At 53.9% G+C, this 26,587-nt stretch carries 20 protein-coding genes and 1 pseudogene; 10 read left to right on the plus strand and 11 right to left on the minus strand.

Annotation, left to right across the window (positions count from 1 at the left end; genetic code table 11):
• The first annotated feature begins 56 nt into the window (after positions 1–56).
• The gene (locus Pla22_RS23735; RefSeq protein ID WP_146517306.1) at positions 57–1,253 is read left to right on the plus strand and encodes a S1C family serine protease; all 1,197 of its coding nucleotides are present in this window, start codon (positions 57–59) and stop codon (positions 1,251–1,253) included.
• Complete coding sequence (locus Pla22_RS23740) at positions 1,222–2,310, plus strand: PDZ domain-containing protein (protein ID WP_242632295.1); 1,089 nt, start codon at positions 1,222–1,224, stop codon at positions 2,308–2,310. The genes Pla22_RS23735 and Pla22_RS23740 overlap by 32 nt, the downstream gene beginning before the upstream one ends.
• A 137-nt stretch (positions 2,311–2,447) precedes the next feature.
• Here the strand turns inward: Pla22_RS23740 and Pla22_RS23745 are convergent, their stop codons facing one another.
• From Pla22_RS23745 to metG, 3 genes are all read right to left on the minus strand, one after another.
• A complete protein-coding gene (locus Pla22_RS23745; protein ID WP_146517307.1) occupies positions 2,448–2,948 on the minus strand; it encodes a GNAT family N-acetyltransferase in 501 nt (166 codons plus the stop codon).
• Positions 2,948–3,811, minus strand: a complete 864-nt coding sequence (locus Pla22_RS23750; protein WP_165440812.1) for an alpha/beta hydrolase — start codon at positions 3,809–3,811, stop codon at positions 2,948–2,950. Before Pla22_RS23750 ends, Pla22_RS23745 begins: the two co-directional genes overlap by 1 nt.
• Positions 3,812–3,897: 86 nt before the next feature.
• A complete protein-coding gene (gene metG / locus Pla22_RS23755; RefSeq protein ID WP_146517309.1) occupies positions 3,898–5,937 on the minus strand; it encodes a methionine--tRNA ligase in 2,040 nt (679 codons plus the stop codon).
• A gap of 164 nt (positions 5,938–6,101) precedes the next feature.
• Here metG and Pla22_RS23760 point away from each other — a divergent pair, with 164 nt between their 5' ends.
• Both Pla22_RS23760 and Pla22_RS23765 read left to right on the plus strand, forming a co-directional pair.
• Positions 6,102–6,629 carry an NUDIX hydrolase gene (locus Pla22_RS23760; RefSeq protein ID WP_146517310.1) on the plus strand — a complete coding sequence of 176 codons (528 nt, stop codon included), beginning with the start codon at positions 6,102–6,104 and terminating at the stop codon, positions 6,627–6,629.
• A gap of 227 nt (positions 6,630–6,856) precedes the next feature.
• Complete coding sequence (locus Pla22_RS23765) at positions 6,857–7,891, plus strand: DUF1559 domain-containing protein (protein ID WP_146517311.1); 1,035 nt, start codon at positions 6,857–6,859, stop codon at positions 7,889–7,891.
• Positions 7,892–7,939: 48 nt separating this feature from the next.
• Here the strand turns inward: Pla22_RS23765 and Pla22_RS23770 are convergent, their stop codons facing one another.
• Positions 7,940–12,964, minus strand: a complete 5,025-nt coding sequence (locus Pla22_RS23770; RefSeq protein ID WP_146517312.1) for a hypothetical protein — start codon at positions 12,962–12,964, stop codon at positions 7,940–7,942.
• 253 nt (positions 12,965–13,217) lie between these two features.
• On the opposite strand from Pla22_RS23770, the gene Pla22_RS23775 reads away from it, so the two are divergent.
• Complete coding sequence (locus tag Pla22_RS23775; protein WP_146517313.1) at positions 13,218–14,825, plus strand: serine/threonine protein kinase; 1,608 nt, start codon at positions 13,218–13,220, stop codon at positions 14,823–14,825.
• A 14-nt stretch (positions 14,826–14,839) separates the two neighbouring features.
• On the opposite strand, the gene Pla22_RS23780 is transcribed toward Pla22_RS23775, so the two are convergent.
• From Pla22_RS23780 to Pla22_RS23790, 3 genes are all read right to left on the minus strand, one after another.
• Positions 14,840–15,760, minus strand: a complete 921-nt coding sequence (locus Pla22_RS23780; RefSeq protein ID WP_242632296.1) for an SMP-30/gluconolactonase/LRE family protein — start codon at positions 15,758–15,760, stop codon at positions 14,840–14,842.
• Between the two features lie 59 nt (positions 15,761–15,819).
• Positions 15,820–17,253 (minus strand): trypsin-like peptidase domain-containing protein, encoded by a 1,434-nt coding sequence (locus Pla22_RS23785; protein ID WP_146517412.1) that lies wholly within the window; start codon positions 17,251–17,253, stop codon positions 15,820–15,822.
• Positions 17,254–17,459: 206 nt separating this feature from the next.
• Positions 17,460–18,128, minus strand: a complete 669-nt coding sequence (locus tag Pla22_RS23790; RefSeq protein ID WP_146517314.1) for an HAD family hydrolase — start codon at positions 18,126–18,128, stop codon at positions 17,460–17,462.
• 204 nt (positions 18,129–18,332) lie between these two features.
• Between Pla22_RS23790 and Pla22_RS23795 the strand changes: the two genes are divergently transcribed.
• The gene (locus Pla22_RS23795) at positions 18,333–19,679 is read left to right on the plus strand and encodes a hypothetical protein (protein ID WP_146517315.1); all 1,347 of its coding nucleotides are present in this window, start codon (positions 18,333–18,335) and stop codon (positions 19,677–19,679) included.
• A 30-nt stretch (positions 19,680–19,709) separates the two neighbouring features.
• Entirely contained in the window at positions 19,710–21,068 is a 1,359-nt protein-coding gene (locus Pla22_RS23800; RefSeq protein ID WP_146517316.1) for a DUF3754 domain-containing protein, read from the plus strand.
• Here the strand turns inward: Pla22_RS23800 and Pla22_RS23805 are convergent.
• The 4 genes from Pla22_RS23805 to Pla22_RS23820 form a co-directional block, all read right to left on the minus strand.
• A complete protein-coding gene (locus Pla22_RS23805) occupies positions 21,065–21,859 on the minus strand; it encodes an SMC-Scp complex subunit ScpB (RefSeq protein WP_146517317.1) in 795 nt (264 codons plus the stop codon). The genes Pla22_RS23800 and Pla22_RS23805 overlap by 4 nt on opposite strands.
• A 6-nt stretch (positions 21,860–21,865) precedes the next feature.
• Positions 21,866–22,600 carry an SDR family oxidoreductase gene (locus Pla22_RS23810; RefSeq protein WP_146517318.1) on the minus strand — a complete coding sequence of 245 codons (735 nt, stop codon included), beginning with the start codon at positions 22,598–22,600 and terminating at the stop codon, positions 21,866–21,868.
• Positions 22,601–22,803: 203 nt separating this feature from the next.
• Positions 22,804–23,754: a SelL-related redox protein gene (locus tag Pla22_RS23815; protein WP_146517319.1), complete on the minus strand. Its 951-nt coding sequence runs from the start codon at positions 23,752–23,754 to the stop codon at positions 22,804–22,806.
• Positions 23,747–24,319 carry a DUF4416 family protein gene (locus tag Pla22_RS23820; protein WP_146517320.1) on the minus strand — a complete coding sequence of 191 codons (573 nt, stop codon included), beginning with the start codon at positions 24,317–24,319 and terminating at the stop codon, positions 23,747–23,749. Before Pla22_RS23820 ends, Pla22_RS23815 begins: the two co-directional genes overlap by 8 nt.
• Positions 24,320–24,430: 111 nt before the next feature.
• Between Pla22_RS23820 and Pla22_RS23825 the strand changes: the two genes are divergently transcribed.
• The 3 genes and pseudogenes from Pla22_RS23825 to Pla22_RS23835 form a co-directional block, all read left to right on the plus strand.
• On the plus strand, positions 24,431–25,543 hold the full coding sequence (locus Pla22_RS23825; protein WP_146517321.1) for a pyridoxal phosphate-dependent aminotransferase: 1,113 nt from the start codon (positions 24,431–24,433) through the stop codon (positions 25,541–25,543).
• On the plus strand, positions 25,540–26,157 hold the full coding sequence (locus Pla22_RS23830) for a thioredoxin family protein (protein WP_146517322.1): 618 nt from the start codon (positions 25,540–25,542) through the stop codon (positions 26,155–26,157). The genes Pla22_RS23825 and Pla22_RS23830 overlap by 4 nt, the downstream gene beginning before the upstream one ends.
• A gap of 112 nt (positions 26,158–26,269) precedes the next feature.
• Positions 26,270–26,587, plus strand: a pseudogene (locus Pla22_RS23835) (sodium:solute symporter); the annotation flags it as partial.

A 26,587-nucleotide genomic window follows, 5' to 3' on the forward strand; every position in this document is an offset into this window, starting at 1 on the left:
AATAAGGCAACCGATATCGCTTGCCGACCGTTCATACGCTTCAACCAAACCTTCGCATGAGTGCCAACTTGCCATATTCGACCTTGATCAACGCAAGCCATCATGCAGCAAGCGTCCAACCCGGACGAGCGATTTTGACCGTTTTGGTGATCGTTTTGCTCGCACCATGGGTTAGTGCTCAGTTTCCCGTCGAGGCAACTCCGCAACCAGGAATTGCGTCCTTGGAATACGGGAGTCCGCTTCCGTCGGGCGAGTTCAGCCCACGATTGCAAACATCGAATGAGGTTACATCGAAGGCGGCGTCGACGTCCGCTGGAACTGAAGTACCAGTACCAGCCGACTTGAAGGACCTGCTGGAAAATGGCGGTGAGCCTAGCTCCATCAAACAACTCAAGTTGCTCGAACGACAAAATCAATTCGTTGCCACGCGAGGATCTGCTTGCACCGTAAGCGTCCAAATTGGCCCTGCGCAAGGTTGCGGTGTGATCATTACCGAGAGCGGATATGTATTGACCGCAGCACACGTCGCGATGCGACCAGGCAAAAACGCTCAGGTCACGCTCTCCAATGGACGAACCGTCGTGGCGCGAACGTTGGGGATGAATCGTAATGTCGATGCGGGCTTGATGAAAATTGAGCCCAACCAAAACAACGGTCGGCCATGGCCTCACGCGACATTGGGCACCAGCAAGAACTTGACGCCCGGAATGTGGTGCATCGCAACGGGACATCCGGGTGGATACGATCCGTCTCGCGGACCGGTGGCCCGCGTCGGTCGTATTTTGCGGACTCGTTTGGGTGCCATTGAAACCGATTGCGCGTTGATTGGTGGTGATAGTGGTGGACCGCTATTCGACATTGCTGGTCGGCTGATCGCGGTGCACAGTCGAATCGGGAACGACGTCTCAGAAAATCTTCATGTGCCGGTCGACTTCTATGGCACGTCGTGGGATCGGATGCGAGCGGGCGAGGCGTACGGATACTTACCGGGATTTCGTCCCGTATTGGGCGTTACTGGCAGTTCTTCGGGTCCACGTGCGGTCGTTGATATTGTCAAACCAGGGTCGCCAGCAGAAGAAGCAGGCATTGTTCCTGGTGATGAAATCAATCAGTTTGGCGAAACTGGCATCACTAATTTCGAGGCGCTAAAATCAGCGGTATCTAATACAATGCCTGGTGAAAGAGTTCCGATTTGGCTCCGGCGTGAAGGCAGGAGCATTCGTGTCGTTGTTGAAATTGGCCGAGCCGATTAACGCTCACCGTTTAACTGTTTTCTTTCTAAGCACTCATCCTGTTCTGACGCCCATGATTTTCATTCGGCCACTCGCACTTGCCCAAGTGCTTAGCATCGCTTCCATCTTCGTCCTTTTCGACGGGGTGTCCGCCGACGAACGTCGTGATAATGCCACGATGACGCGTCTGTTCACACCGGTCGCCGAGTCGGTGAAGTCATCGGTCGCTCAGGTGCTTAGCGGAGGTCGTCCGGTCGCGTTGGCGACGATCGTTTCGTCGGATGGCTACCTGTTGACCAAGCGAAGTGAGTTGAGCAATGACCCCATTCGCGTTCGCTTGTCCGACAACCGAATGTATCCGGCGCGAGTGGCCGCGGTTCGGCGTCAGAATGATCTAGCACTCTTGCGAGTCGATGCCAACATCTCGCTTCAGGCCATTACTTTTACTGATACGACGCCACTGATCGCCAGCTTTCTAGTTAGCACCGGTCGAACGGGGCGCCCCATCGGAATAGGAGTATTAGGGGTTCCGGCTCGCCGAATTGAGAAAGACGCTATTTTGGGAGTTCGGTTGCGGAACAACGACCAAGGCCGCCCGATTGTTCGCGATGTCATTCCCAACAGTGGTGCCGAATCAGCCGGAATTGTCCCAGGCGATCTGATCATTGCGATTAACGGACGTCGTGAGTCCAGTGCCAACAGCGTGATATCGAAGCTAAAAGAAATGTTCCCGGGTGAAAACGTGCGATTGACGATTGAACGAAGCACGGAATTGACGGGACTGCAAACCTTGGAAATGGATGCCAAGATTCACGACCTCGGTGTTCTACGTGAGTCCGAGAACGACTCGCGAGTCAACGGACCTCGAAACGTCAGACTTAATGGCTTCGAACGTGTGATCCAACACGACACAGTTCTGGATCCGGATGAATGCGGTGGCCCGCTGCTGGACACCGACGGCAACGTAATTGGGATCAACATCGCTCGCGCCGGAAGAGTGGTTAGCTATGCATTACCTTCTTCGCTGGTGATGCGAGAATTAGAAGACATGTTGCGTGAGGCTCGCGGATCTCAGTGAGACGCTGATCTAAGCAAGACGCTGATCACAGTAAGACGCTGATCACGACAAGGCTTGGGGTAAGCCCCGCCGATTTTGATTAGCTTGGTGAACTGGGTCGCTTTCTAATCGATTGCCTCGCTGCCTCCCTCAGCCGATCACAGCAACTTTTGCAATAACACGACGTCAATCCATTCGTCGTTCATGCGTCCGACCTCTTTTTGAACTCCGATAATTTCGAATCCGAGCGATTGATGAAAGGCGATGCTGGATTGATTGTCGGCAATGATGCGAGCCATCAGATGATGCACCTCAGCGTCGCAGCACGCTTGATGAAGTGAGTGCATCAGTTGTGTCCCGATTCCGCGACTGATGGATTTTGGATGCACGTAGACGGCCGATTCAAGCGAGAACCGATACCCAAACCGAGCGCTGAATCGCTTGGCCGAAGCCCAACCGACCAGGGCATCGTCGATCGTCGCGACGCACCAGTGTGCCCCCGGATCGCCATCTAAAAGGCTTTGAGCTTGAACGGGCGACCATGGCGAGTTGTCAAACGTAGATCCTCCGACATGAATGTAGTGATTGTAAATTTCGGCGATGGCATGAACATCCCTTGATCCGGCAGGTCGCACGACACAGTCAGAACGCTGGCTCATCACTTCGCAACCAAAACGTGTGATTGCTGCCACAACCACGCCAATGCCACTTCGATCTGACGCTCATGATCCTCAGTAGGAATTCCGTCATGATCGAGTCCGTCCAGGCTGACCAATCGAAAATCACCGCCGTAATCATCGATAATCATTTGTTGCAGTTCAGGTAGGACGAGAGAGTCGAGTTCGGATTTAAGAAACACCGCAGGTGCACGTACTTGCGGGGCAGTCCAATGCGCGTTCATTTGCGGAATCACACTATCAGCTACTGGATATATCCATCGCCCGAGCAAATAATCTGATGCAACGTGTTTGATGACCGGAACCAATGGCGGAGGATTCCGCAAAACCAAGCCATCAACTCGACGGGCTGTCCTGGGGTCCGATGCAAGATGAAGCGCCGTATTGCACCCGAGACTGTTGCCACACAACCAAAGAACTGTTTCGTCTGTCAACTCGTTTTCAATGACTTGCTCGAGCATGTCCGACGCCGCCGCAACCATTTCGGTAAGGCTCGCCTTGCCTTCGCTGTTGCCATAGCCCGGTGGATTCCAAGTGATCACTTTGCCGCTAAGCGAATCTTGAAACGAACGCACGAGTGAGAGTGGGAACGAACTGGCGCGTTCGGCGCGGCCGGCAGTACCGGGGAACTTTACAACGACAACATCTGGTGTTCGCGCTTGATCGCCGATGCATCGCTCAAAGGCCTGCGTACGGCCCGCAGATGTTTTGAAAGTGATGGGCCGCTGGTCACCCGAATCAAGGAAATGCCTCGATGGTCGCAGCACTAGGCGATCGAGTAGATAGCGGCGAAATCGACGAATCGGCACAATGGATTCCAAAACGCGAACAGTGACAGAACTCAACAGTGACACGGATACAGCGAAAGGGTAGCGGTCGACTCATATTAACTCGACGCCGCACCAATGGGGACGCCTGTTTTATGAGAACATCAGTGAACCCGCTGCCCTGGCTTTGCCCCGTCGTCAATGGCCAATACGAACACTTCCGCCCCACCGGGACCGGCTGCCGTGACCATACCTTCGCTCAAACCAAACCGCATTTTCCGTGGCTTCAGATTAGCCACCATCACTACCAGTCGACCGATCAAATCCTCCGGCTCATATGCGGCTTTGATTCCCGCGAACACTTGGCGACGTTCGTCGCCACCAAGACTAAGAGTCAACTTCAGCAACTTGTTGGCCTCCGGAACATGCTCGGCATTTAGCACGCGAGCGACTCGCAAGTCCACCTTCACGAAATCATCAATCGTGATCTCTTCGGACATCGGCTCGTCCTTCAGAGGTTGATCTGAATCGTTGTACTTCGCTGCGATCGCATCGGCGGGCGATTCTTCGGCTTCGGCTTTGCTATCTTCAATCATCTTTTCTAAATCCTCTTTTTGAACTCGGTCTAACATGCGTTGAAATTTCCCAACGGGCGTTCCGACAATCGGCGTTTTGCTCTGGTCCCAGGACACGATCGTCTCGCCCAACAGTTCGCCACATTGTTTGGCAAGTTCGGGTAGAACGGGAGCCAAGTAAATGGCCAGTTGCCGAAACAAATTCAACGCTACGGTGCAAACATCGCGAAGCTCGTCCTGGCGTGCTTCGTCTTTCTTCATTTCCCATGGCTTGGCATGTTCAACAAACGGGTTGGCCGCATCGGCAAGCTCCATGATCAAACGCATCGCACGCGAGTAATCACACGCTTCGTAGGCTTCCGCAATCTTGTCGCCTGCTGTGGCGGCGTTTTTGAACAGGCCACCATCGTCCGGATAGGTGTCGCTCAATCCCGTTGAGTGCGCGAACTTTCCAACGCGGCTGGCCAAGTTGACCACTTTGCCGACGAGGTCACTGTTGACCTTCTCGACAAACTCATCAAGACCCAAGTCCAAGTCCTCGACGCGAGGAGTCAGCTTCGTGGCGTAGAAGTAACGCAAGTACGTAGGGTTGGTGTGCTTAAGATACGTCTCGGCGGAAACGAAAGTCCCCGTGCTCTTTGACATCTTCCCGCCATTAATCGTCAGGAAGCCGTGAATGTGAACCTTCGTTGGCAGCGAAAAACCAGCCGTCTTAAGCATGCCGGGCCAGAAGAGAGTGTGGAAGTAGGTGATGTCCTTACCGATGAAATGGTGAACTTCAGTCTGGTCGCTGTTCCACCAATCGGACAGTTCTTCGTTGTTGGCTTCGCACCACTGTTTTGTGCTTGCGACGTAGCCAATCGGCGCGTCGAACCATACGTACCAGTAATTGCCAGGAGAGTCAGGAATTTCAAACCCAAAGTAAGGAGCCGGACGGCTGATATCCCAATCACGCAATTCATCCGAAAGGAAGTGCCCTTTTAAGTAGTTTGCAATTTCGCTTTGCAGTGCATCGCTCGAGTCGACCCAGTCGGCCAAGAACGCATGCAGCTTTTCAAGCTGGACAAACAAGTGCGTTGATTCCCGCAGCACCGGCGTCGCTCCGCTGAGCGTGCTTTTGGGTTCAATCAACTCGGTCGGACTATAGGTATGCCCGTTGTTGCAGTTGTCACCTGCCTGATCTGTCAATCCACAGTGCGGACACGTGCCTCGGACGAAACGATCAGCAAGAAACGTCTGAGCTTCGGGGTCGAACAATTGTTCAACCGGTCGCTCGGTGACAAGGTCGGCTGATCGGAGGGATTGCCAGAATCGAGCACACAACTCTCGGTTGGCATCGCTATGAGTGCTTCCATAGTTATCAAACTCGATGCCGAAATCAGCAAAGTCTCGCTGGTGAGCGGAACTCATATCGGCGATGACTTCTTCTTCGCTTCGTCCTTCTTTGCGAGCACGAATCATGATCGCGGTGCCATGGGTATCATCGGCGCAAACGTACAGACAACGGTTGCCGACCAGCTTCTGGAAACGAACCCAGATATCGGTTTGGATGTACTCGACCAAGTGACCAATGTGGATAGGGCCGTTGGCGTAGGGCAGGGCGCTCGTTACGAGAAGTTGTCGGGTCATGTCAGTTTCGTGATCGTCCGTAGTTCAATGATTCAGGCGGCCTAGTTGGTCGCGGATTGTAGTCGGCATCTCGTCTCAGGACGATGGATGGTCACCAGGGTCTATATTTTCCCGCAAAGCCAAGCAAGCTGGCAATCGACGCGAACATCGGTCATCTTAAAGTGATGATTGACCTACCTATTCAAGACGTTTATCGCTTTTGCCCGCGATGTGGCAGCGCCAGCTCCAAAATTGGCGCGGTACCGTTTCGCTGTCCGTCTTGTGACTACACCCAATTTTTCGGTCCAGTGGGAGCAGTCGGCGGCCTTGTGGTCAACGACAGCGACGAACTGCTATTGGTTCGGCGAGCTAAAAACCCTGGACTTGGGAAATGGGGATTGCCCGGCGGTTTCGTAGATCACAACGAATCCATTGAGGACGCTTTGAAAAGAGAGGTCCACGAAGAAACGGCGTTGGATGTTATTTCGTTCGACTACTTGGCATCATTTCCCAATATCTATCGATACAAGGGTGTCGCGATCCCGGTGATTGATCTGTTCTATGTTTGCCGAGTCGCGACACCTTACCAAATCGAACTCGATAGGACTGAACTAGAGTCCTACCACTGGTGCCGACCTGGTCAATCGGAATTGAACGATATGGCGTTCGAATCCAACCGCAAAGCGGTCGTTGCGTGGCTCGACCCTCCGTAGTGGGGAAAACCTTTCGTGTTTGGTTAGCCTGAATGGGTCCCCCAAGCATTTCATGCTCTCTCAAACACTGGTTTTTTGACATCCATCGTTGCAGTGTTCACTAAGTCAATGTACAACATTGCTTGTTGCAAGTGATTCTCATTAGAGAGTTCACTCCAGGCAAGCCAGCCAGCGTTCTCGCAAGCAAGCCAGCCAATACGATTCCCCATTTTATTGGCACGTTTGAGATGACAAAGAAGTCTGTTTCGTCTGGTTTCACGCTCGTTGAGCTATTGGTCGTGATTGCGATCATCGGTATTTTGGTCGGCCTGTTGCTCCCGGCTGTTCAGGCCGCTCGCGAAGCCGCTCGCCGAATGAGCTGCTCGAACAACATGAAACAGGTCGTTCTGGCGATTCACAATTACGAATCGGTGATGAAGGAACTTCCGCCGGCATGGTCGAAACCCGCGATGACGGGCGATGGTTGGTCACTGCAAGCTCGGATCCTGCCTTACCTAGAAAACTCGGCGTTGGACAATGCGATTGATTTCGCCGCTGGCTATGGTGCGGCGACGATCACCGTGAACGGCCACACCTTGCCGGTATCGGCCTACCGCGTGCCCACGTATCTATGTCCCAGCGAAATCTTGGACGAACAGCGTGCCGGTGATAACGGCGCCGAACATTACCCACTTACCTACGCTTACAACGCCGGCATTTGGTTCGTTTATGATCCGGTTGATCCCGACAATTCTTTGGACGACAAGATTGGCGAAGGCATGTTCACGGCTTGGAAAGGTCGCCGTTTCCGAGATTGTTTAGACGGTCTTAGCAACACGCTTGCAATGTCCGAAGTCAAAGCATGGAACCCCTACTATCGGGACGCCGGAAATACGGGAGACGTTATCATGCCAGAGGTCGCCGAAGATGTTTGCACTTTGGCAGGCTCTTTCAAAACGGATACCGGCCACACCGAGTGGGTCGACGGTCGAGTTCATCAATCCGGATTCACAACCACCTTCACCCCGAACACCAAGGTGCTCTGCGAAGTCGGTGGTATTGAGTACGACGTGGACTTCACCAATTTCCGGGAAGGCAAAACCGCAACTGCTCCTGTACCGAGAACCTACGCTGCGGTGACCTCGCGGTCCTACCACACCGGCGGTGTGATGGTGGGCATCCTCGATGGTTCCGTCCGCTTCTTCACCGATTCGATCGATCGCGAACTCTGGCAAGACCTTTCGACTCGTGCTGGTCACGAAGTTGTTGCCATGCCTGATTGATCTAACCACCTATCTTAAAACGAGCGTGCAGTGAAGCGATCCGTCGACTCACTGCCAAGAGGCCAATTGTTTCGCATAAGCGCGAAGCTTGATCTTATTTTTCTCTAACGCGGTGAGGCATCCCAAAATGGCGATGCCGCAACTGATGCCGAATACCCACCAGGGCCAAACGGCATCGAACGATCTACCCGCGTGCCACACCATGCTGGTGACTCCCACGAGAACAAAGATCGCGCCCAGATACAAGAACGGGCGTACCCGCAGGATCACTCCCATCAGCATCCCTGCGATGGCAAGAAGGATTAAGACCATCGGGGCAGCCAAGCTTTGGCCTAGCGAATCGAACATCACATCGGCTGAACTGCTGATGTAAATCACTAGCGTTGCTGCATAGCGTATCCCTGACACCAAGCTTGGGTCGAGGCGACCACCATAGAAGTGAGTCAGAACCAATACGCAAACTGCTGGCGGAATCAACCATAACTGGGGATACGCTAAGAACCCCCAACCCGGCAATTGGGCTAGCACCACCCACAACGCTGAGTTGCCAAGAACAATGGACACGATGCGAGCGATATCCGACTGCCAAATCACGGACGTCGCCATGTAGTAAGCCGCCGCGATGACTAACACCCACTCGTAGCGTATGACGCTGCCCGTTATCACCCATGACTCGGGCGATGCCCAACCGCCAAGCCAGAAACCAATCACGGGAACCATCGGTAAGTACAGCGAGGTTTGCTTGAGAGTTTTCGCCAATGCTTCATCACCTGATCGTCGCAACCATTGTGTTGCCCCAATGGACAGTGCGGCGACGACCATCACCGTGAATGGCCAATAGTGACGAAGCCCCAGCAATGCCCATTGAGCCTTGCAGAGGGTCAGATGCAAACAGACAAGTCCCATCAAGACTTGCGAGGCAATGATCAAGGCACTGCGAGTTGAATCGCTAAGACTCCACGCAAGGCTAAGCTCCGAATCGTCAACAGTTTGCCTTCCTCGAGGTCCCGCGGTAATTGCGACCCAAGCGGCGTAGAAACTCACTGCCGCGATAGTGACTGCAACACCCAATTTGTGAACGAGCGAAAGTGAATCGACTGCACCACTTCCGCGAGCAGCAAATTCGAACACAAACATCGCTGCCAAGGATGCGATAGCAGCAACGCTTGCGACAATCAATCCACGGTGGGTCGCCACTTTCCAACGCTCAGCAATTCGCTTGCCAATGAGCCGAGGCATCAAGGTCCATAAGAAAAGAATGCTGATGATAGAAGCAACCCACCATCGCATCGTTCCCACTAACCAGGGAAGCTCGGTTGGGGCCAGCGTTACCGATGCCAACATTCCCACCATCGCAAGCCCTACTCCAATCGCTGTCGTTCGACCGCGATCACTATTGGACCACTCTGCCACTACTCCTACGCCCAAAGCGATAGGCGACAATGAAAGCGACGTAAGGATCATCGCGGGGCCTAACGACACCACCGCACCCAAGTGCACCAAGACGCTCGCGAACCAGACCATAATCGCGATTGCCACAAGCGACGACATTCCAATTATCACATCTCCGGATTTGAAGCTCGTTTCGGACTCGCCCACCCATCCTTTTCGCGTTACTGCACGATGCATCGCAGGGAACTGTAGCCCCAACAATCCCATCACACCTCCCATCGTCATGGCAGCGACCGCTCCGCGTTGAACGGTGGTTGCATCCCACAGCAGGCTCACCTGCATCGCGGCCAAACCTGCGACCAAAACTAGAGTGCCCAATCCAAGCCCCAAGTGCATCTTCGAGACGGTCGGCTGCGTCTCGCGATTTCGCCAAGTACCGAGCACAAAGACGCCCGCTAACATGATGTAGGCCAAGCAGCGCGTCCAAAGTCCAGGATCAAATGCGGCTTGAGGGTACTCGTTGCTGCCGGAGAACAACGAAAGCAGAAACTCGGTTGCTAAGACGAACATCACGACAGCCGAGAATTCGGTCGCGGGGGTGCTCTGAAATCGACCCTCGTTGGCGGAACGACTTGCGCCCCTATAGCGCCACGCCATTACCCATGCCATCACCCAGGCCATCACCCACATGATTTGAATGGTCCGATCCCATGACTCAATATTAATCGAGTCCATCAAGTCACTCACCCACAGAGCCCCCACGACGACGACCACCCAACCCAATCCTCGCAGGCACAAACAATGCCCAACTGAGGATTGCCTGCGTTGCATCCACGCGATCCAACACCCGCCAACGATTAGACTGGCCCAGCCCACCCAACGAGCGACGATCAAATCCGGTAGCGAAATCGCGATGAATGACGCGGCAACGGTCCATAGACCTATTGGCAGCGAAGCCTTCCACAACGAACCGCCGTCTTTGTCATGTCGCACGCATAGAACGGCCCAACCGACCACGCCCGTAAAACCTAGCAACGACAATCCGTCAAACAGATGACCTGAGGCGGCCAGCCCTGATACCACGGCCGCCCATCCGGTCAGCCAGACGAAAAACGTTGCGACAACGACACGTTGCGATGTCGAAATCAACCGCACTGGTTCTCTTGTGCGTTCACGTTCCATACACGACCAGGCGAACACTCCCGCAAACGCGAACGCCACTACTAGCCGAAGCACAAACGGATATTGAATCGCGTGACCAAAACTTTCCGCCATCAATTCTGACCACAACACTGCGACTGAAAACATCAGTCCTGCGCACGCAAAACGTCCTAGCCATGTAGCCAGAGACGTGTAATGAATCATTTGTTGTTGCCAACGCTTGATGCTGGCTTCGATCAACATCCACGCTGTTGAGAAAACAGCGATTACGCCGATCCAAGTCCAAACCGCTTCACCGCTGTCCCAAGCGATTTGCCCAAACATTGGGTCGTGCCAGTAGTGATGCAAACAGCGCAGTCCCATCGCCATCGTGATTGCCTGGGAAACAAGCAGCGTCTGAAAACTCCGAAACATGATCGCGAAAGCCAACAGCAAAACTGCTGCGATTGCCCAAACGACACAGCTTTGGGCAACGTGTTGATCAAATGCAAACCAAGCCAACAGCGACGACAATGTGCAACCCGAGATCGCACATGACTGCCAGACCTTCATTGAGTGCGACCGGATTGCCCAACCTTGTTTCCACGCAGTGAAGATTGCGACACCGGCTGATACGGTTGCAAACGTCACACTGGCCTGCATCCAAGTCACAACATCGCTTACCGAAACGTTAAAGACGCCGTCGTGCCAAGCGAAAACCAGTGGTCGATGCCAAGCGAGCACGGCAAGACCAGTCAGTCCGGATGCGATCGGTTCGTTTGGCAATCGCCAACGAATCATGTTGCTTTGGATTGCCATCGCGCATAGCGCCAACACCGCCACCGGCAAAGCAAATGGACATAGCCCCAGCCAATCCGATGATAAGACTGACAAGCCCGCTGAGATCAGGACGCAAACGCCGATCCAACATCGTAAAGCAACGTCCATTGGCATACGCATCGCTCGATCACGCATGACGCGAGTCACAACATACACAACTGCGGTACAGACAACCGCTGCCAACAAAGCTGGTCCACTAGCAAGCCGAACGAGAGCACTGGCAGCCTGCGCATTGTCGTATCCCATCCAAGTTGGCCACGTCCATAGCGTTGCCAACCCCAGCGGTGCCGTCGCCAGGGCCCACCACGCTGATTGCTTGTATTGATATCCGATGACTCCGCAACTTACCGCGAACACGATCGCGTAGGTCAGCAACCAACCTTCTGTCACCCATCCGCCAACTCCGCAGAACACCGGCAACGGCGCTAGTGCACAACCAACCAGCAGAACGCCCGCAACTCGTGCGGCAAAGGCATGTCCTGAATGGCGAGACATGACCGCAATCCGAATCGCTGCGGCAGCGGATACCAAAACCGCAGGCAATGCCCCCAATAACATCGGCCAATACGCCGACACTTCGTCGCGACGGATGAACGCGAAGTACCCCACCATCACGAAGTTTGCGAACAGATTGACGGCGAGCAAAATCAACTGGTTCCGGCTTACCGCTTGTCCTTGCATCAACAGCCTTGCTTTGTGCCGCAGACGATGGTGGCCGTACGCGTTCCATGCAAACAACGTCGACAACGCAGACAGCGCTACCAAGTAGCCGGCATCACTCCCCAGCCATCGAATCGCCGTGGGAAAAAGAGGAAGTAGTAGTACTGGACCGGCAACGCTTGCCATGAACGAGTAGGCTCCACCGCGACCGACCAAGGCTCTGCCAGCCTTCGTCAACAACCAACCATAAACCCCGGTCGCCATGGCAAGTGCGGCTAGAGTGACCGGATCATTCAACCTGACCGAATCAGCGAGTGAACTACCACCACTGATCGCGGCAGCCAATCCCGCCAGCACGCTGAGCGGTACCAACATGGTCGCGATAATGAGTATCGCGCGAGAAGTGTGTCGCAGTCGCCACCTTGTCAGTGTGTAAAAGCCGGCCGCGAAGATAAACGCGTTGGCGGTTAAGAAGATCAATGACGGGGCGACGCGGTGTGTTTTCAGCAACGGACTCCACAAACTAATCACGAGGCCGATGGACGAGATAACAATCAACATGCCCGCAATCAATTCACCCCACCGAATATTCTTCGCTGCCAAGAACGAGGTGATTATCTCGCCCTTCGACAAAACAGACGCCGTTGATTCACGAGGGGAATCTTCTTCTGGTTCGACCAATGCGGCCATGATGAATTCCGGTTCATCAACCGCCGATTTACGAACTACCGTTTCTACGTTGGCGACGAGTGGTTTGGTAAACGGAGATGTGTCCGTTGAATGAACCGGTGGGCGGTTCAGCAGGCGAGCCTTTTGATGAAGGTCGCCGGCCTGGTCCGTGCTAATTTCACCCGCATCCCGCAACCGCTCAACGACGCGTTGGAACGCGATCGGATCAGTCAGCAGTGAATCCGACCGCTGGATGTTACGATCGGATGCCCCGAAGATCACCCGCAAGATCGCCGCGATTAACACCCAGGTGCCATGGCCGAGAACCGTGACAAAGAACCAACCCACAGCGATGGCAAATAGAACTTCCACGAAAGCAACCCAATGGAACCGGAACACGCGAACAGGGTGGTAAACACTGGCAAGCCTTGATTGTCGCCGATTCGCGACCGGCGGAACATCGTTACCACTTATCGAGAGCCCAGCACGACCATCGCAGAGCGCTTCTTTTGATAAAAACGCCGGATTTCGTTGCTAGTTCCGACCTCAATGCCCCAGCGATCGGCATCTTAGGGGCAGCCTACGTCCATCATTGAACCATCGTCTTCCCGGCTATACTTTCCGCATGAAATTTCACACCGACGACGCCGAACCGTTCGACTTTGAGACCGTTATGGCGGAATATCTAGAGCGGATCGACGCTGGTGAAAGCCCCGATCCGGCTCAGTACATCCAGCAATACCCTCAATTCGCTGACGACTTGCGGACGTTCTTCCGGAACCATCACTGGCTCGGCGGCCCGTCATCCGTCGATCTCGCTGATTCTTGGGGCGAGTCTTTGATCGGTCAAACGATCGGCACCTATTCCATCGAGTCCGAGATTGCGCGCGGCGGCATGGGCGTCGTCTATCGAGCGCACCAAGCTGGACTTGGTCGACCGGTCGCGCTAAAGCTGATTAGTAGTGGAGTGTTGGCTAGTCGCGAGGAACGTCGCCGCTTTCGTATCGAGGCCGAAGCCGCTGCCAAGCTGCAGCATCCCGGTATCGTGGCCATCCATGAAATTGGATCGTGGCAGGGTTACGAATACTTTTCGATGGCGTTGGTGGAAGGACCAACATTACAGCAGGCGATCAACAACACTCCCTACACAGTTGACCAGTCCGTGCGATTGATGATCGATATTGCTCGGGCGGTTGGATTCGCGCATCGTGCTGGAATCCTGCACCGCGACTTGAAGCCCGACAATATATTGCTGTCCGAGAATGGCCAACCGCTGCTTACTGATTTCGGTTTGGCGAAATGGCACCAAGACGGCACCTTGCTCACTCGCACCGGACAAGTGCTCGGCACGCCGCACTACATGAGTCCCGAACAGGCATCCGGCCGAGCACAAATCACGACGCAAAGTGACGTCTACTCACTCGGCGCGATTCTGTATGCACTTTTCACGGGCCAACCACCTCATGCCGGCGCATCGGCAGCGGAGGTCTTGCGAAGCGTACTGCAAGACGAACCCACACCACCTCGAAGCCTAGCCAAAGAACTGCCAGCGTCGCTCGAAAACATTTGCCTCAAAGCAATTAGCAAGGATGCGACCGATCGCTACGCTACCGCGGATGCGATGGCCGATGATCTACAAGACTTTCTCGATGGCAATCCCGTAGCCGCCGATGAAAGTGGTGTGTTTGGTCAAGTCGCTCGGGAATTGAGACGTGATCAGCACCAAAGTTTCTTCGTCAACTGGAGCCGTTCGCTGGCGATCATTGGTGGCATCATTTTCGTTGCCCACTGCGCCATCTTTTCGCTCAACGCGTGGAACTTTCCTCGGTCGATTTCTTTTTGGATCCCTCGAGTCGCAATGTTTACCGCCATCGCGCTCGTCATCTATCGTGCCAAAGGTGGACGACTGACACCACGTACGGTGGCTGAAAGACCGGTCTATTCCATCTGGCTCGGCTACATGGGATCGCTGTTCGCGATCAATGCTTTGACGCTAACGAACGTCATTCCCATCTCATCCGTTTTCCCTCTCACGTCAACACTCAGCGGCTTCGGTTTTTTGGCCATGAGCGGTCACGTTTGGGGAGCCTCCGCAATACTCGGGGCAGCGTTCTTGATCGTCGGCATGGTCATGCCGATGATGGGGAACGCTGCACCGCTGGTCTTTGGTGCTCAGTGGTTTCTGAGCTTATCCTTGCTTGCGAATCACTACCGCCATCGACATTCAACGTGATGGAAGCGTTACCGTCATAAACCAGCGACGTTCATCTCGATCACGTACGCCGATTTCGATGCCGTGATGAATAGATGTTTCTTCTGAGACCCCGCGAATGTGACGTTAGCAGTCCAACCCTCAGGCACATCAATCGTTTGAACTTTCTCGCCTTCGGAATTGAACACCGTCACGCCCTCGTTGTTGGTCAAGTAAACATTCCGTTGTTCGTCGATCGTCAACCCATCACTTCCCATTTTGCAAAACACTTTTTTGTCATTCAGAGAACCGTCTTCGGCAATCGAGTAGCGGTAGACCGTTTTGGCATCGATGTCAGCAACGTACAACTGACGACGCTTGGCATCACCGATAATTCCGTTGGGCTGAGTTAGGTCGGATGCCACGCGAGTAACATTGCCATCGCTGGTAACACGAAAAACGCTGCGAGGGTGGTTATCAGGAAACTTCTTTGTCCAATAAGGTCGTTGGTAAAGCGGATCTGTGAAATAGATCGAACCGTCCCGGTCTACCCAACAATCATTGGGACCGCTCATGTCACGTCCTTCAAAGCCTTTCGCCAGAACCTCATGTTCTTTTGTGTCGAGGTCGATCGACCATAACTCATTCTTTTCATCAGCACACGCGATCAATCGAGCCCGGGGTTGCGATCCAAAGTAAAGGCCGTTGCTGCGACCGCAGGGTTGCAACCAAGTTTGAACTTTGTCGGCGGCAAAGTCATAAAACAGAATCTGATCATTGGGTTGGTCAGTGAAGTACACATTGCCCTGATCATCGGCCGCTGGTCCTTCGGTAAACATAAGGCCCGACGCGACTTTCTTCAGCGTGGCTCCATCCGCGGTTACTTTCGCAGCAGTGGCTTGAGCCAAGGCGACGTTGCTAACAGCCAATAAAAAAAGCCCGCACAAGACGGGCTTCAAGCGATTGAGTCGATTCATGAGATCTCGAAAGGCAGAGGAACGAAACGTAGGAGTCGTTCATTCTAGCTGCCGCGTGATCATCGCGCGTGTTGCTCGATCATATTCATCAAATCATCCGTTGGCTGCTGAAGAGTCATCACGCGAGACGTCGCAGCAGGATTTCGTCGGTCACGAACAATCACGATTACTTCCTGATCCGACGTCTCGGTTGGCATCGTAGTTCTTGCACCCGGAAGTGCCGCCAATCGTTCCGCCGGAGGCTCCATCGAAAGCGAAGGAGAATCGAATTGCTGGCTGACCTGGGCGATTTCCTGGGTCGCGGTTCCCCCACGCTGATACAGTTTGGCTAAACCAACCCGATCGAGTTGCCATTGGATGTTGCCGGGACCGGCATAAATACCAACGTCGTTTTGGTAGTCGGCTGCGTTACAAACGCCGATCAAGAAACCTCGGTCGTCGAACAAACCGCCACCGCTGCGACCATCAATGGGAGCATCACCGATCTCGATATTCGACGATCCTAGATGCTGATTGTATTTGTTCACGCCAGTGATTCGAGTGTCGCGACGAGAAGGATCGTCGCCTCGATCACAGCCGAACGAAAACACCGATTGTCCAGTACGAGGAACTTCGCCGGCCTGAATCACGGGAATCGGTTGAACGGGGAAACCGGGACGTATCGTAACCAGCGCAATATCGCGATCATCAGCGTCATAATCGAGCACGTGACCTTCGACGGTTCGTGTCTGCCCGCCGATGAACAAGTCGACTTCGATCTTGCCATCGCCTTTGGTTTCGCGAAACAGGTGGCCGCAGGTCAGCACCAATGCTTCGTCGCCATGTGTGTCGATGATGGTTCCGGTTCCCGCACCATAGCCGCGTCCATCATGAACACGCAGGCGAACCGTTGCTGCTTCCGCACGTTCGATGGCCGACGCAAGCGATACGCTGGGCATCGGTTCGGATACATTGCCTTGGGCCGATGAATCGGCCGCCGAAGCATTTGACGAAGGTGTGTTGGCCGCCGAAGTAAATTGATGCGACGACGAATTTGAACCGCGATCCTGGAACGTGGGTCGTAGATTCTGAGGCTGACTGATAGGCGCCAATCGAGTTTTCGGCGCCGGAATGTCAGCGAGTCCTGACATTTCCGAATTGGTTTGATAGATCGGCCCGGACGGGTCGGTTTGCAACGCTTCCTGCAATTGCTGGGCGGTTTGCATCCCAACGAGGCGGGTGACTTCTTTTCCACCCGAGATGACAACGAACGTTGGTGTTTTGCGAATGCCGTAGCGACTTGCAACTGCCAATTCCGATTCGACGTTCACGTGTCGAACGGGCACACCCACCCGCTCTAGCCCAGCCAGAACCGGCTTCATTGCTTGGCAGGGCGGACAACGGTCAGAGGTGAAATTGATGAGGATAGCACCGGTTGCCCAGGCAGCCGATGATTGCGTCACGACAACCAGCATCCATGCCAGCGATGTCAGCAAAACCTTACGCGATAACATTCCCACGCACGTCCCTCCTTGGACCGTGTGAAGTCAAAAACATCCCGAGCGAGCATCCTGCACGCTCATGTTTCGCCGACTCGCAATCCTTACGGGTTCGGCGTCGCCATAGTGCCGCTTAGGGTCCTTCGCGGGCAAGTGCAATGAACCAACTAGAAGTGAAACTTTAGTTTTTTTTGTGTTTCACGACCATAATTCGCCACTTTTTATCGCAGCAAAGCGTGCAATCTTGGATCAAGCAAAGATTCGGCGACAAGCTTGGCACCGGAAAAATTTTGACCGCGAGTGTGCTCGCTAGGAACCGCCACCGCATAAGTTCCCGCCGCTACCGCTGCGGCGCATCCATTACCGCTATCTTCGAGCACGAGCATGGAAGCCGGTTCAACGCCCAACCGCGCAGCCGCAGTCAGGTACATCTCAGGATGCGGCTTGCCGTTTTGGACATCATCCCCCGTCAGCATGAAGGCAAGATTTTTGCGCCATGAGATGGACTTAAAAATCACGTCGACAAACTTTCGTTGACTGCTGGTCGCCAGCCCGAATGGAATTTCAGATTGGATCAGCATTTCAATCCATTCTTCAAGACCTGGCATTGGATCAACACCTTGCAAGATTCGCTCGCCATACAATTCATTCGATTCGACGAGCAGCGATTCGGCTGTTTCACCCAGCCCGTGATGGTCGACCATTTGCTGCAAAGCCTGGGTCCCCACTCGTCCCATCATTTTCTGTTGAAGTTCGTGCGAAAACCGAAAACCTCGTCGCTGCAACACGGTGTCACCTACGTCCCAATAAAGTTTTTCGGTATCAAACAACAGCCCATCCATATCGAGAGCAATGCCTGAGATCTTAGGATGGGTATCATCGCTTTGCATGGATATCGTTTCAAAGAAAAGGTCGAGACGGATCAAGTCGCTAGGTGAAGTCTTGGCCAAACAGCTCAGCCGGTCACTTGAAGTGTAGCGAACACGCTCGCGGCGCCTCTACGCCCTCCCGGACACGATCAGCGAGTACAATCTCACGCTCCCTCGCCCACCTGACTTCCCACCTCAAACTTTTTTCTCACCGAGATGTTTTCTATGCCTCGCATTTTGAAATCCTGTCTGCTCTTCTTGGCCGCTCTTTCGACGACCGCAATCGGCCAACAAGCACCTTACGATATCTTTCCCGATGCGAAACCGCCTTACTACCGCGTGCGCTATGAAGCGTCCAATCAGGAAGGTGAACTTTCGTTTCCCGTGAACTACACCATTTGGGTTCCGCCAAACGTCAGTTCCATTCGCGGTGTCATTGTTCACCAGCACGGCTGTGGTGAAGGTTCATGCAAATCAGGATTAACAGCCGCCTTCGACTTGCATTGGCAGGCGTTGGCCAAGAAGCATGATTGCGCATTGCTGGGCCCCTCGTATGAACAACCCGAAGGCACCGAGTGCCAACTTTGGTGTGATCCGCGAAATGGATCGGGCGACGCGTTTGTAAAGGCACTCAACGAACTTGGCCATCAATCGGGTCATCCCGAATTGGCTAACGTTCCATGGGCGTTGTGGGGACATAGCGGCGGCGGACATTGGGCAGGCGGCATGACGCTGCTTCATCCTGAACGTGTGGCCGCAGCTTGGTTGCGATCGGGCGTGCCCTTGTTGGAAGACAATCCTCAACGACCTTCGATCAAAGCGCATACCGTTTCCGACGAAGCCTTGCGAGTTCCGATCATGTGCAATCCTGGAACCAAAGAAGGTGTGACGGTGAAAGACGGACGATTCGCGGGTGTTTGGCCGGCAAATGAAGCGTTCTTTCAATCGGTTCGCGGCCGCGGAGGCTTGGTCGGCGTTGCCGTTGATCCGCTTACCGCTCACGAATGTGGCAATCAACGCTATCTGGCCATTCCCTGGTTCGACGCTTGCCTAAGTGCGCGCCTTCCACGAAAAGAAAATGGGCCTCTTCAACCAATGCCAACTGACGATGTCTGGCTGGCACCCCTGGCTGGATTCGATGCAACGCCGATCGCTTCATTTGACAAAGACCCTCTTACGGCCGTCTGGTTGCCCAACGAGAACATCGCCAACGCGTGGATGCAGTATGTCAAAGACACCAATATCTCCGATACTTCACCGCCACCGGCACCTTCGGATGTGGAAGTGAACAACAATCGCCTCACTTGGGTCGCCGACGCAGACCTCGAAAGTGGTATCGCTCGTTTCATCATTGAGCGAGACGGTAAGGTTCTTGCCATGGTTCCCGAAAAGTCCCAAAACCCGTTCGGTCGGCCGTTGTTCCAAAACCTGCAATACAGCGACACCCCGACTCAACCACTCGTGCCAATGACTTATGACGACCATACTGCCAAACCTGGGGTTTCGCACACCTACCGAGTCATCGCAGAAAACACGGTCGGAATGCGATCCGAGCAACCATCTGCTCCCTAACGCTCGAGGCATGAACTTGGATGTGATCCGATGAGCGATTCTGTTGCCGACATAGCGATTTCGCCGAATGACTTCGGAAGCAGTGCGGGCACCGGTGCGCTGACGCGATCCTTGGGTGAATTGAGCACCTCGGGGTTCATTTCCGAGGATGCTGAACATTGGGCGATAGAACCGTACTTGCCAGTCGAGCCACATGACTGTCTGCAATACTTGCTCTCTCGTGAAGAGCTCCGTCGTACGATGGCAGCCGATTCAGTTCCCTTGGCTATCCCCGAAGCGATGTCGGACGCAGCCAAGCAACTTGTCAAAGCAGATCGAAAGATCGAGCACATTGTTTGTCAACGATCTTCAATGGACCAATCGCGATTTGCCAAGTTGTACCGTTCGATGGATCCCGACCAAGAATGCAAGTCCATTGCGCCAACGTCAACTCGCGAACCGCATGACGAATCATGCGACCTTGCGGAAGTCGGAAATGCCGAAGTCGAACTTACAGAAGAAGACCGCCAGAAAGCTTCCAGCATCGATACCACGATCCAGCACTGTGAGCACATGCTTGAACGCGCGGGATACGCCAAACTCGATCAAGAGCAAATTGAACGCTGCGCAGGCATTGCAAGTCAGTGGGGCGTTCCTTTGCACGTCGACTTTGCTTTGTTCGAGCGATTGGTCGTTCACGCGCGAGGCGATGTCGTGGGTACGAGAGTATGTCGTCGATTGCGGAAGTTTTATCGCCGAGAGAACGTCGAAGTCCCGATCTATCAGCGCATGATTATCCTGTTTCAATTACGGGACGATCAAGATAGCGATGAATCACTTCGCTCAACCGACCTGCACTTGCGGATGTTCAAGAACATCCCTCAACAAGACATCGACATGCTACTTCCCGGAACGCGGGTACGGATCTCGGGTGTCGATCGCGTTAAGATCATCCTGCCCAGCCTCGGTGGTTTCTTGATGTCGGTTCGTAAAATCGCCAGCTACGCTCTGTTATTCGCCGTGCTGACGCTCAACTGGATCGCGATTCTGGTGGCGCTAGTGGTGGGTTACGCAATTAAGAGCTTCTTCAGCTACTTTCAAACCAAGAACCGTTATCAATTGCACCTGACGCGGAATTTGTATTTCCAGAAACTTGATTCCAATGCCGGAGTCGCCTACCACCTTGCCTCGCAAGCCGCAGCCCAACAGCACAATGAAATGCTAGTAGCGTACTTCGCAGTTCTGACTCACGATGACGCAATTAGCACTCGTCGTCTTCGGCGACGTTGTGAACGTATATTTCGAGAAGCAGTCGATTTAGAAGTCGACTTCCAAGTCGCCCGCGCTGTCACAACACTCGAACTATCGGGGCTGGTCAAACAAACCGAAAACGGCTGGGTAGCAAACTAGCCTTCGCGCAAACCTTCCTCAACCTGCGGAAGTTCATCGAGTGATTCGATGCCGAACAAGTACAAGAATCGTTCGGTGGGGTAGTAGTGTGGTTCAGCGCGCCCGCCACCTTCGGGCTTCACGCGCTCCATCCGCAACAACTGTCGTCGAACTAATTGATTCAGCAACGAGTTGCTTTCACGACCACGTTGGTCTTGGACTTTTTGGGCGGTCACCCCAGGTTGATACGCTACCAAAGCGAGTACTTCGACGGCGGATTGACTCAAACGAGTTTCGCGAACCTTTCCCAGGAATTCGCGTCGAACGCTTTCAACCTCAGGAGCAACGGTCATCTTAAACCCGAAGTCATCGCGAACGATTCGTAACGCTTGCCCGTGTTCTTTGTAAGACGCATTCAGTCGGTCAATGATTTCAACAACCTCTTCCGGCGAAACTCCTCGCATTAATTTCGCGATGCGTTCTTCGGTGAGTGGTTGGTTCTCGGGATGACCGACGAATAAGGCACCTTCTACGATCGCCTCGGGCGTCACCAAGTCTGCATCGGCTTGCGACTCTTCCTCGTCGAGCGGCGATGCCTCGAAATCATCGTCATCATGGATTTCCTCACTATGACCTTCCGCAATCTCGTCACTTGGATCTGACGCGAAGGCTTCGGGATCTTGCTCGGCGGCAGCCGCTACGAAGGCGGCTCCCAAATCGTCCAAGCTCAACCCGTCGCCAAGCAACTCGGGATCAATCTCGAACCCCGAGTCCTGTGGCTGATCTTCGTCGGAATCAAAGTGTTGTGCCATGACCTATCAAACCCACTGTTGAATCGTAGGTTTGATGACGATCTCAGGTACGTGAGCGCGAGGAGGAAGCATGCAAATCCCCAGAACGAGCGAAGCAATGTCCTCGGGCTGCAGGATTGCATCCTTGTGTTCTTGCGAAACCGGCGTGGGGCGGTTTTCCAAGATCGGCGTGTTCACTTCGCCCGGGTAAACGTTGGTCACACGGACGCCTTCGTTGCTGACTTCATTAGAGATAGCCGTGCCCAGCGCAGTCATGGCAAACTTGCTGGCACAATAAACGACGCCACCAAGTGTGATGGCACGTTTGCCGGCAACCGAGGAAATATTGATGATGACGCCGTCTTTGCGTTCACGCATCGCGGGCAAGACTTCATAGATACAGCGATACGCTCCGCTGGCGTTGACCTGCATCACGCGGTCCCAATCCTCGGGCACCATTTCGGCCATCGTTCGTTTTTGAATATTGATGCCGGCACTGTTGACCAGAATATCGACGTCTCCCACGGTTTCGCGAATGTCGGAAAAGAAAGCCTTGATACTTTCCGGATCAGCCACGTCGATTGTCTTGGTTCGAATGGGAGTACCGCCGTCGATCGATTCCGCGACTTTTTGCAGCGGCTCAAGACGTCGGCCACCGATGGTGACGCGACACCCAGCTTTGGCTAATACGCGTGCGATGCCTGCTCCAATCCCAGTACCACCACCGGTGATGGCTACAATCTTTCCTTCCAATACGCTCACGTCAAAATCTCTTAGTTTGGTTTTCTCGAATGTAAGACGCCCTGGTCGTCACCGATCACGATCATATCAGAGCTGAGCGATCTGAGGATATGTCGTTGCCACAGTACCCAACCCGCTAACGGCCCGGGCGGTTGAACGATTGGATCTATGGCTTGAGCGATCACCGCAAACTACCAAGCCGCAAACTACCAAGCCGCAAACAACTAATAGTCACGCCGAGCAATTTGACAAACGTCTGGACGATCAGACACCGCTTGATGACGGTAGGCCTCTACGATTCGATTGTTTTCGACCAGGAAAGCACCAGGCATTTGAAAGCCATCACCGTCGAGCTTGCCCACGCCATGACGAGACAGAATGGCCGCCTTAAAACCTCGCCACCAGACGTCCGGTCCGAACAGTTGACCCAGTGTGCCGCGACGAAGGCCGTAAGCTCGATACAGTTCACACCCAGGATCGCTCACGTGATCACAATCCGTTAGCCCATAGTGTTCCAGGTCCTTCATGACGGCTTCGGAATCGCTTTGATAGACCAAAACCGGAAGCACACCCTGTTGCTTCAGTTTGTCTTTCTTGTCCCGCAGGTCGGCCAAGGCTTCGCGGCAAAACGTACATCCGCTGTGTCGTAGAAAAAGAACCAGCAGCGGCGATTGGCGAGATAGATCGGCAATGCTTTGGCCATGCTGATTGACGAAAATTTCGTTCGCGTGGGAAACTCGCATCACGTCATCTGGTTCCGGCGAAGCGGTCGACTCTTTGAACGCGACATACAGAATTGCAATCAACGGAGCCCACCAAATCAAGTCGTTCGTCACGATGGTCCAACCCCAAGACAAAGGCAGGTAACCAGGATCAGCAGGCCCAACCGTCGCGACGGTAGAGACAAAACCGATCGGCCCCAAAATCTTGCCTAGCAATCCGACCAACGTGATTGGCCAATGACGTATCGGGTTCGACGCGGCGATGGCATACCCCACACCGTAGACGCCGACAATCATCCCCACGCACTGCCAAATCCCCAGGTAGACCGGCGGCGAAATACCCGTGAGCGTAAAGAGATCGTTGGGACGCAGAACTACCCACGTTCCCCAAATCAAGTTGTAAATCGCGGCGGCGATTAGGATCTTCCGCATCCACGGATATGCTTCATTCACGTTTGGGCTCACCAGTTCGAATTTGTCCGGTCGCGAGTAAATGCTCCCGCAGACGTGCGCGATTCTTCATCGCAAAATCGGAAACCTCATTTGTTCGATAGCTTGGGTACGACCAACGATGATGGATCCATTTCTTGCCAACGTAATTGAGTGTTACTTCAGCAAAAATTCCGTCTCGAAGGTAGATACGGTGATCGCGATCTTTGATCGTAGCTAGCACCAACTTCGCTTGACTGAGATACCCTGCGTCCAAATTTACGGGACGTGCCACCATGTTGGTGGACTGGCTGGCGTACTCGGCTTCCCAAGCATTGGATTGCACCTTCCATTCCGATAGCTCCCCAGGATCTTCGAACGGCTCAAATGCGACGAGCGTCTTGGTTAAATTCGGCCCCATCGAATCGAGATAAAATCCGCCGGCTTCAAATGGAATTTCGGCAGAGCGATCAGTGATCGGTCCCCAATGGGTTTCCAGGCGCTTAAACGCCCATGCTCGAGCATCCGCAAAACTCGTAATCACGGCGCAGATGCGAACCACAGGTTCAACGAGGCGAACTTCGGACAAGGAAAACGACCTCTGCGGAAATGATGGGGGAAGGATTACACTGGTGCTGACACGGCTTGGTGATCAAATCTTCGCTAGCCGAACTTCATCGCTTTCGGGACCACCTTCAATATGCACCCTTGGCTCGCCCAACGAACGACCGCTTTCGAAAGTAGCGGAATACGCAAAGTCTTTGATCTAGCCGCCAAGCTAAAGGATCCTATCAACCTGTCGATCGGGCAACCCGATTTCGACGTCCCCGATGAGATCAAAACAGCGGCGACCGATGCCATTAACGAAGGCAAAAACGCGTATTCCCCCACTCAGGGCATCGGTCCACTACGAGAGAAACTGAAAGCCACCATCGACTCGCAATTTGCTCACGCAGACCGAGACGTATTTGTCTCGAGTGGAACCAGTGGTGGGCTGATGCTGGCCATGTTGTCGATGATCAACCCAGGCGACGAAGTGATCTACCTAGATCCCTACTTCGTGATGTATCCCGCACTGCTGGAAATGTGTGGTGGCGTTTCTGTTCGAGTGGATTCCTCTCCCGATTTTCGACTCAACCCTGACAAGATCGCCGCAGCGATCACACCGCGAACGAAAATGATCCTGGTCAATTCGCCCGCCAACCCGACCGGAATCACAGCATCCGTGGAAGAACTTGAAGCGGTCGCGAAGCTCGCAGCCGAGAAGAACATTGCATTGCTGAGCGACGAAATTTACAGCCGGTTTATGTTCGACGAAGACTTTGTTTCACCAGCGAAGTTCAACGACCAAACGATCGTGATCGACGGTTTTAGCAAGAGCCACGCGATGACGGGATGGCGGGTCGGTTACGTCCATGGCCCCAGCGAAGTGATCGCAGCAATGCTGAAGGTTCAACAGTATTCGTTTGTTTGTTCACCTCAGCCAGCCCAGTGGGGAGCGCTGCGAGCGATGGAGGTCAACCTATCAGGACATATTGATGACTACCGGCGAAAGCGAGATCTGATCTGCGAGGGACTGGCTGACTACTATGAATTTGCCAAACCGGGCGGCGCGTTCTACCTGTACCCCAAAGCTCCCATCGACAGCGGTTCTAAGTTCGTCGAAATGGCAATCGAACGCGGCTTGCTAATCATCCCCGGAAAAATCTTCAGCCAACATGATTCGCACTTCCGCATCAGTTTCGCAGCATCAGACGAAACCTTGCATCGCGGAATCAAAGTACTTCAAGATCTTGCTAGGGAGTTGAAATGATACGTGTCGTTTTATCATTGGTGATGTTCACTCACTTAGCCTTCTTCGCGGTCGCAGGTGAATTCAACTCGGTGCTAAGCGTCGGAGACCAATCGCCAAAGTGGGAAGCCCTGCCGTCAACAAGCGGCCGCATGATCTCATCCGACGATCTTGCTAACGCGAAAGTGGTCGTGATCGCCTTCACTTGCAACAGTTGTCCTTACGCCGTCGATGTCGAAGACCGCTTGATTGATCTGCATCGCGACTTCAAGGGAAGATCGGTGACCGTCGTTGCGGCCAACGTCAACACCATCGAAGAAGACTCACTGGAAGCAATGAAACAAAAGGCCGAAGAAAAAGGCTTCGAATTCGAATACCTCTACGACGAATCACAGCAGATCGCGAAGGACTTCGGTGCAAAATACACGCCTCAGTTTTTCGTGATCGGCCCCGATCGGAAAATCGCCTACATGGGTTCGTTCGACGATAGTCCAGACGGCAAAGCGATCACCCAACCATACGTCCGCGACGCTGTGGCGGGCCTGCTTGAGGGAAAGAGCATCGCGGTGAGCGAGACCGTTCCTATCGGGTGCCGTATCCGCATGGAACGGCGTCGGCGGTCACGAACCAAATAGGCCTGAAGAATCGCCCCGGTAGCGTCAAAATCTACCCGTAGTCTGAATCGCCAGCATTGCGTAAACTCCGCGCTCACGTCGAATTCAGTTCTTCGCTCACTGGGTTTTCAACATGCTGACCGTCGCTGTCATTGGCTACCTTCTATTCACCATCGCCATTGGCTGTTTGGCAGCTAGACGGGTTCACGGTGCTCGAGATTTCATGGTGGCAGGACGATCCCTGCCGCTGTACATGAACTTCGCTTGCGTGTTTGCGACGTGGTTCGGTGCGGAAACGGTGCTATCGGTTTCTGCCACGTTCGCCGGTGAAGGGCTGCACGCGATTCCGGGCGATCCGTTCGGGTTCTCGTTCTGCTTGGTGCTCGTCGCCGTCTTCTTTGCCAAAGCGTTCTACCGATTAGATCTGCTGACCATTGGCGACTTCTACCGG

Origin of the sequence: Rubripirellula amarantea (genome assembly GCF_007859865.1) — a bacterium.
Taxonomy (GTDB): domain Bacteria; phylum Planctomycetota; class Planctomycetia; order Pirellulales; family Pirellulaceae; genus Rubripirellula; species Rubripirellula amarantea.

Bases quoted from the DNA above. Each gene is read 5' to 3' on its own strand.
- Pla22_RS23735 (WP_146517306.1), top strand. From the start codon at position 57: ATGAGTGCCAACTTGCCATATTCGACCTTGATCAACGCAAGCCATCAT.
- Pla22_RS23745 (WP_146517307.1), bottom strand. From the start codon at position 2,948: ATGAGCCAGCGTTCTGACTGTGTCGTGCGACCTGCCGGATCAAGGGAT.
- metG (WP_146517309.1), bottom strand. From the start codon at position 5,937: ATGACCCGACAACTTCTCGTAACGAGCGCCCTGCCCTACGCCAACGGC.
- Pla22_RS23760 (WP_146517310.1), top strand. From the start codon at position 6,102: ATGATTGACCTACCTATTCAAGACGTTTATCGCTTTTGCCCGCGATGT.
- Pla22_RS23765 (WP_146517311.1), top strand. From the start codon at position 6,857: ATGACAAAGAAGTCTGTTTCGTCTGGTTTCACGCTCGTTGAGCTATTG.
- Pla22_RS23775 (WP_146517313.1), top strand. From the start codon at position 13,218: ATGAAATTTCACACCGACGACGCCGAACCGTTCGACTTTGAGACCGTT.
- Pla22_RS23780 (WP_242632296.1), bottom strand. From the start codon at position 15,760: ATGAATCGACTCAATCGCTTGAAGCCCGTCTTGTGCGGGCTTTTTTTA.
- Pla22_RS23785 (WP_146517412.1), bottom strand. From the start codon at position 17,253: ATGTTATCGCGTAAGGTTTTGCTGACATCGCTGGCATGGATGCTGGTT.
- Pla22_RS23790 (WP_146517314.1), bottom strand. From the start codon at position 18,128: ATGCAAAGCGATGATACCCATCCTAAGATCTCAGGCATTGCTCTCGAT.
- Pla22_RS23795 (WP_146517315.1), top strand. From the start codon at position 18,333: ATGCCTCGCATTTTGAAATCCTGTCTGCTCTTCTTGGCCGCTCTTTCG.
- Pla22_RS23800 (WP_146517316.1), top strand. From the start codon at position 19,710: ATGAGCGATTCTGTTGCCGACATAGCGATTTCGCCGAATGACTTCGGA.
- Pla22_RS23805 (WP_146517317.1), bottom strand. From the start codon at position 21,859: ATGGCACAACACTTTGATTCCGACGAAGATCAGCCACAGGACTCGGGG.
- Pla22_RS23825 (WP_146517321.1), top strand. From the start codon at position 24,431: ATGCACCCTTGGCTCGCCCAACGAACGACCGCTTTCGAAAGTAGCGGA.
- Pla22_RS23830 (WP_146517322.1), top strand. From the start codon at position 25,540: ATGATACGTGTCGTTTTATCATTGGTGATGTTCACTCACTTAGCCTTC.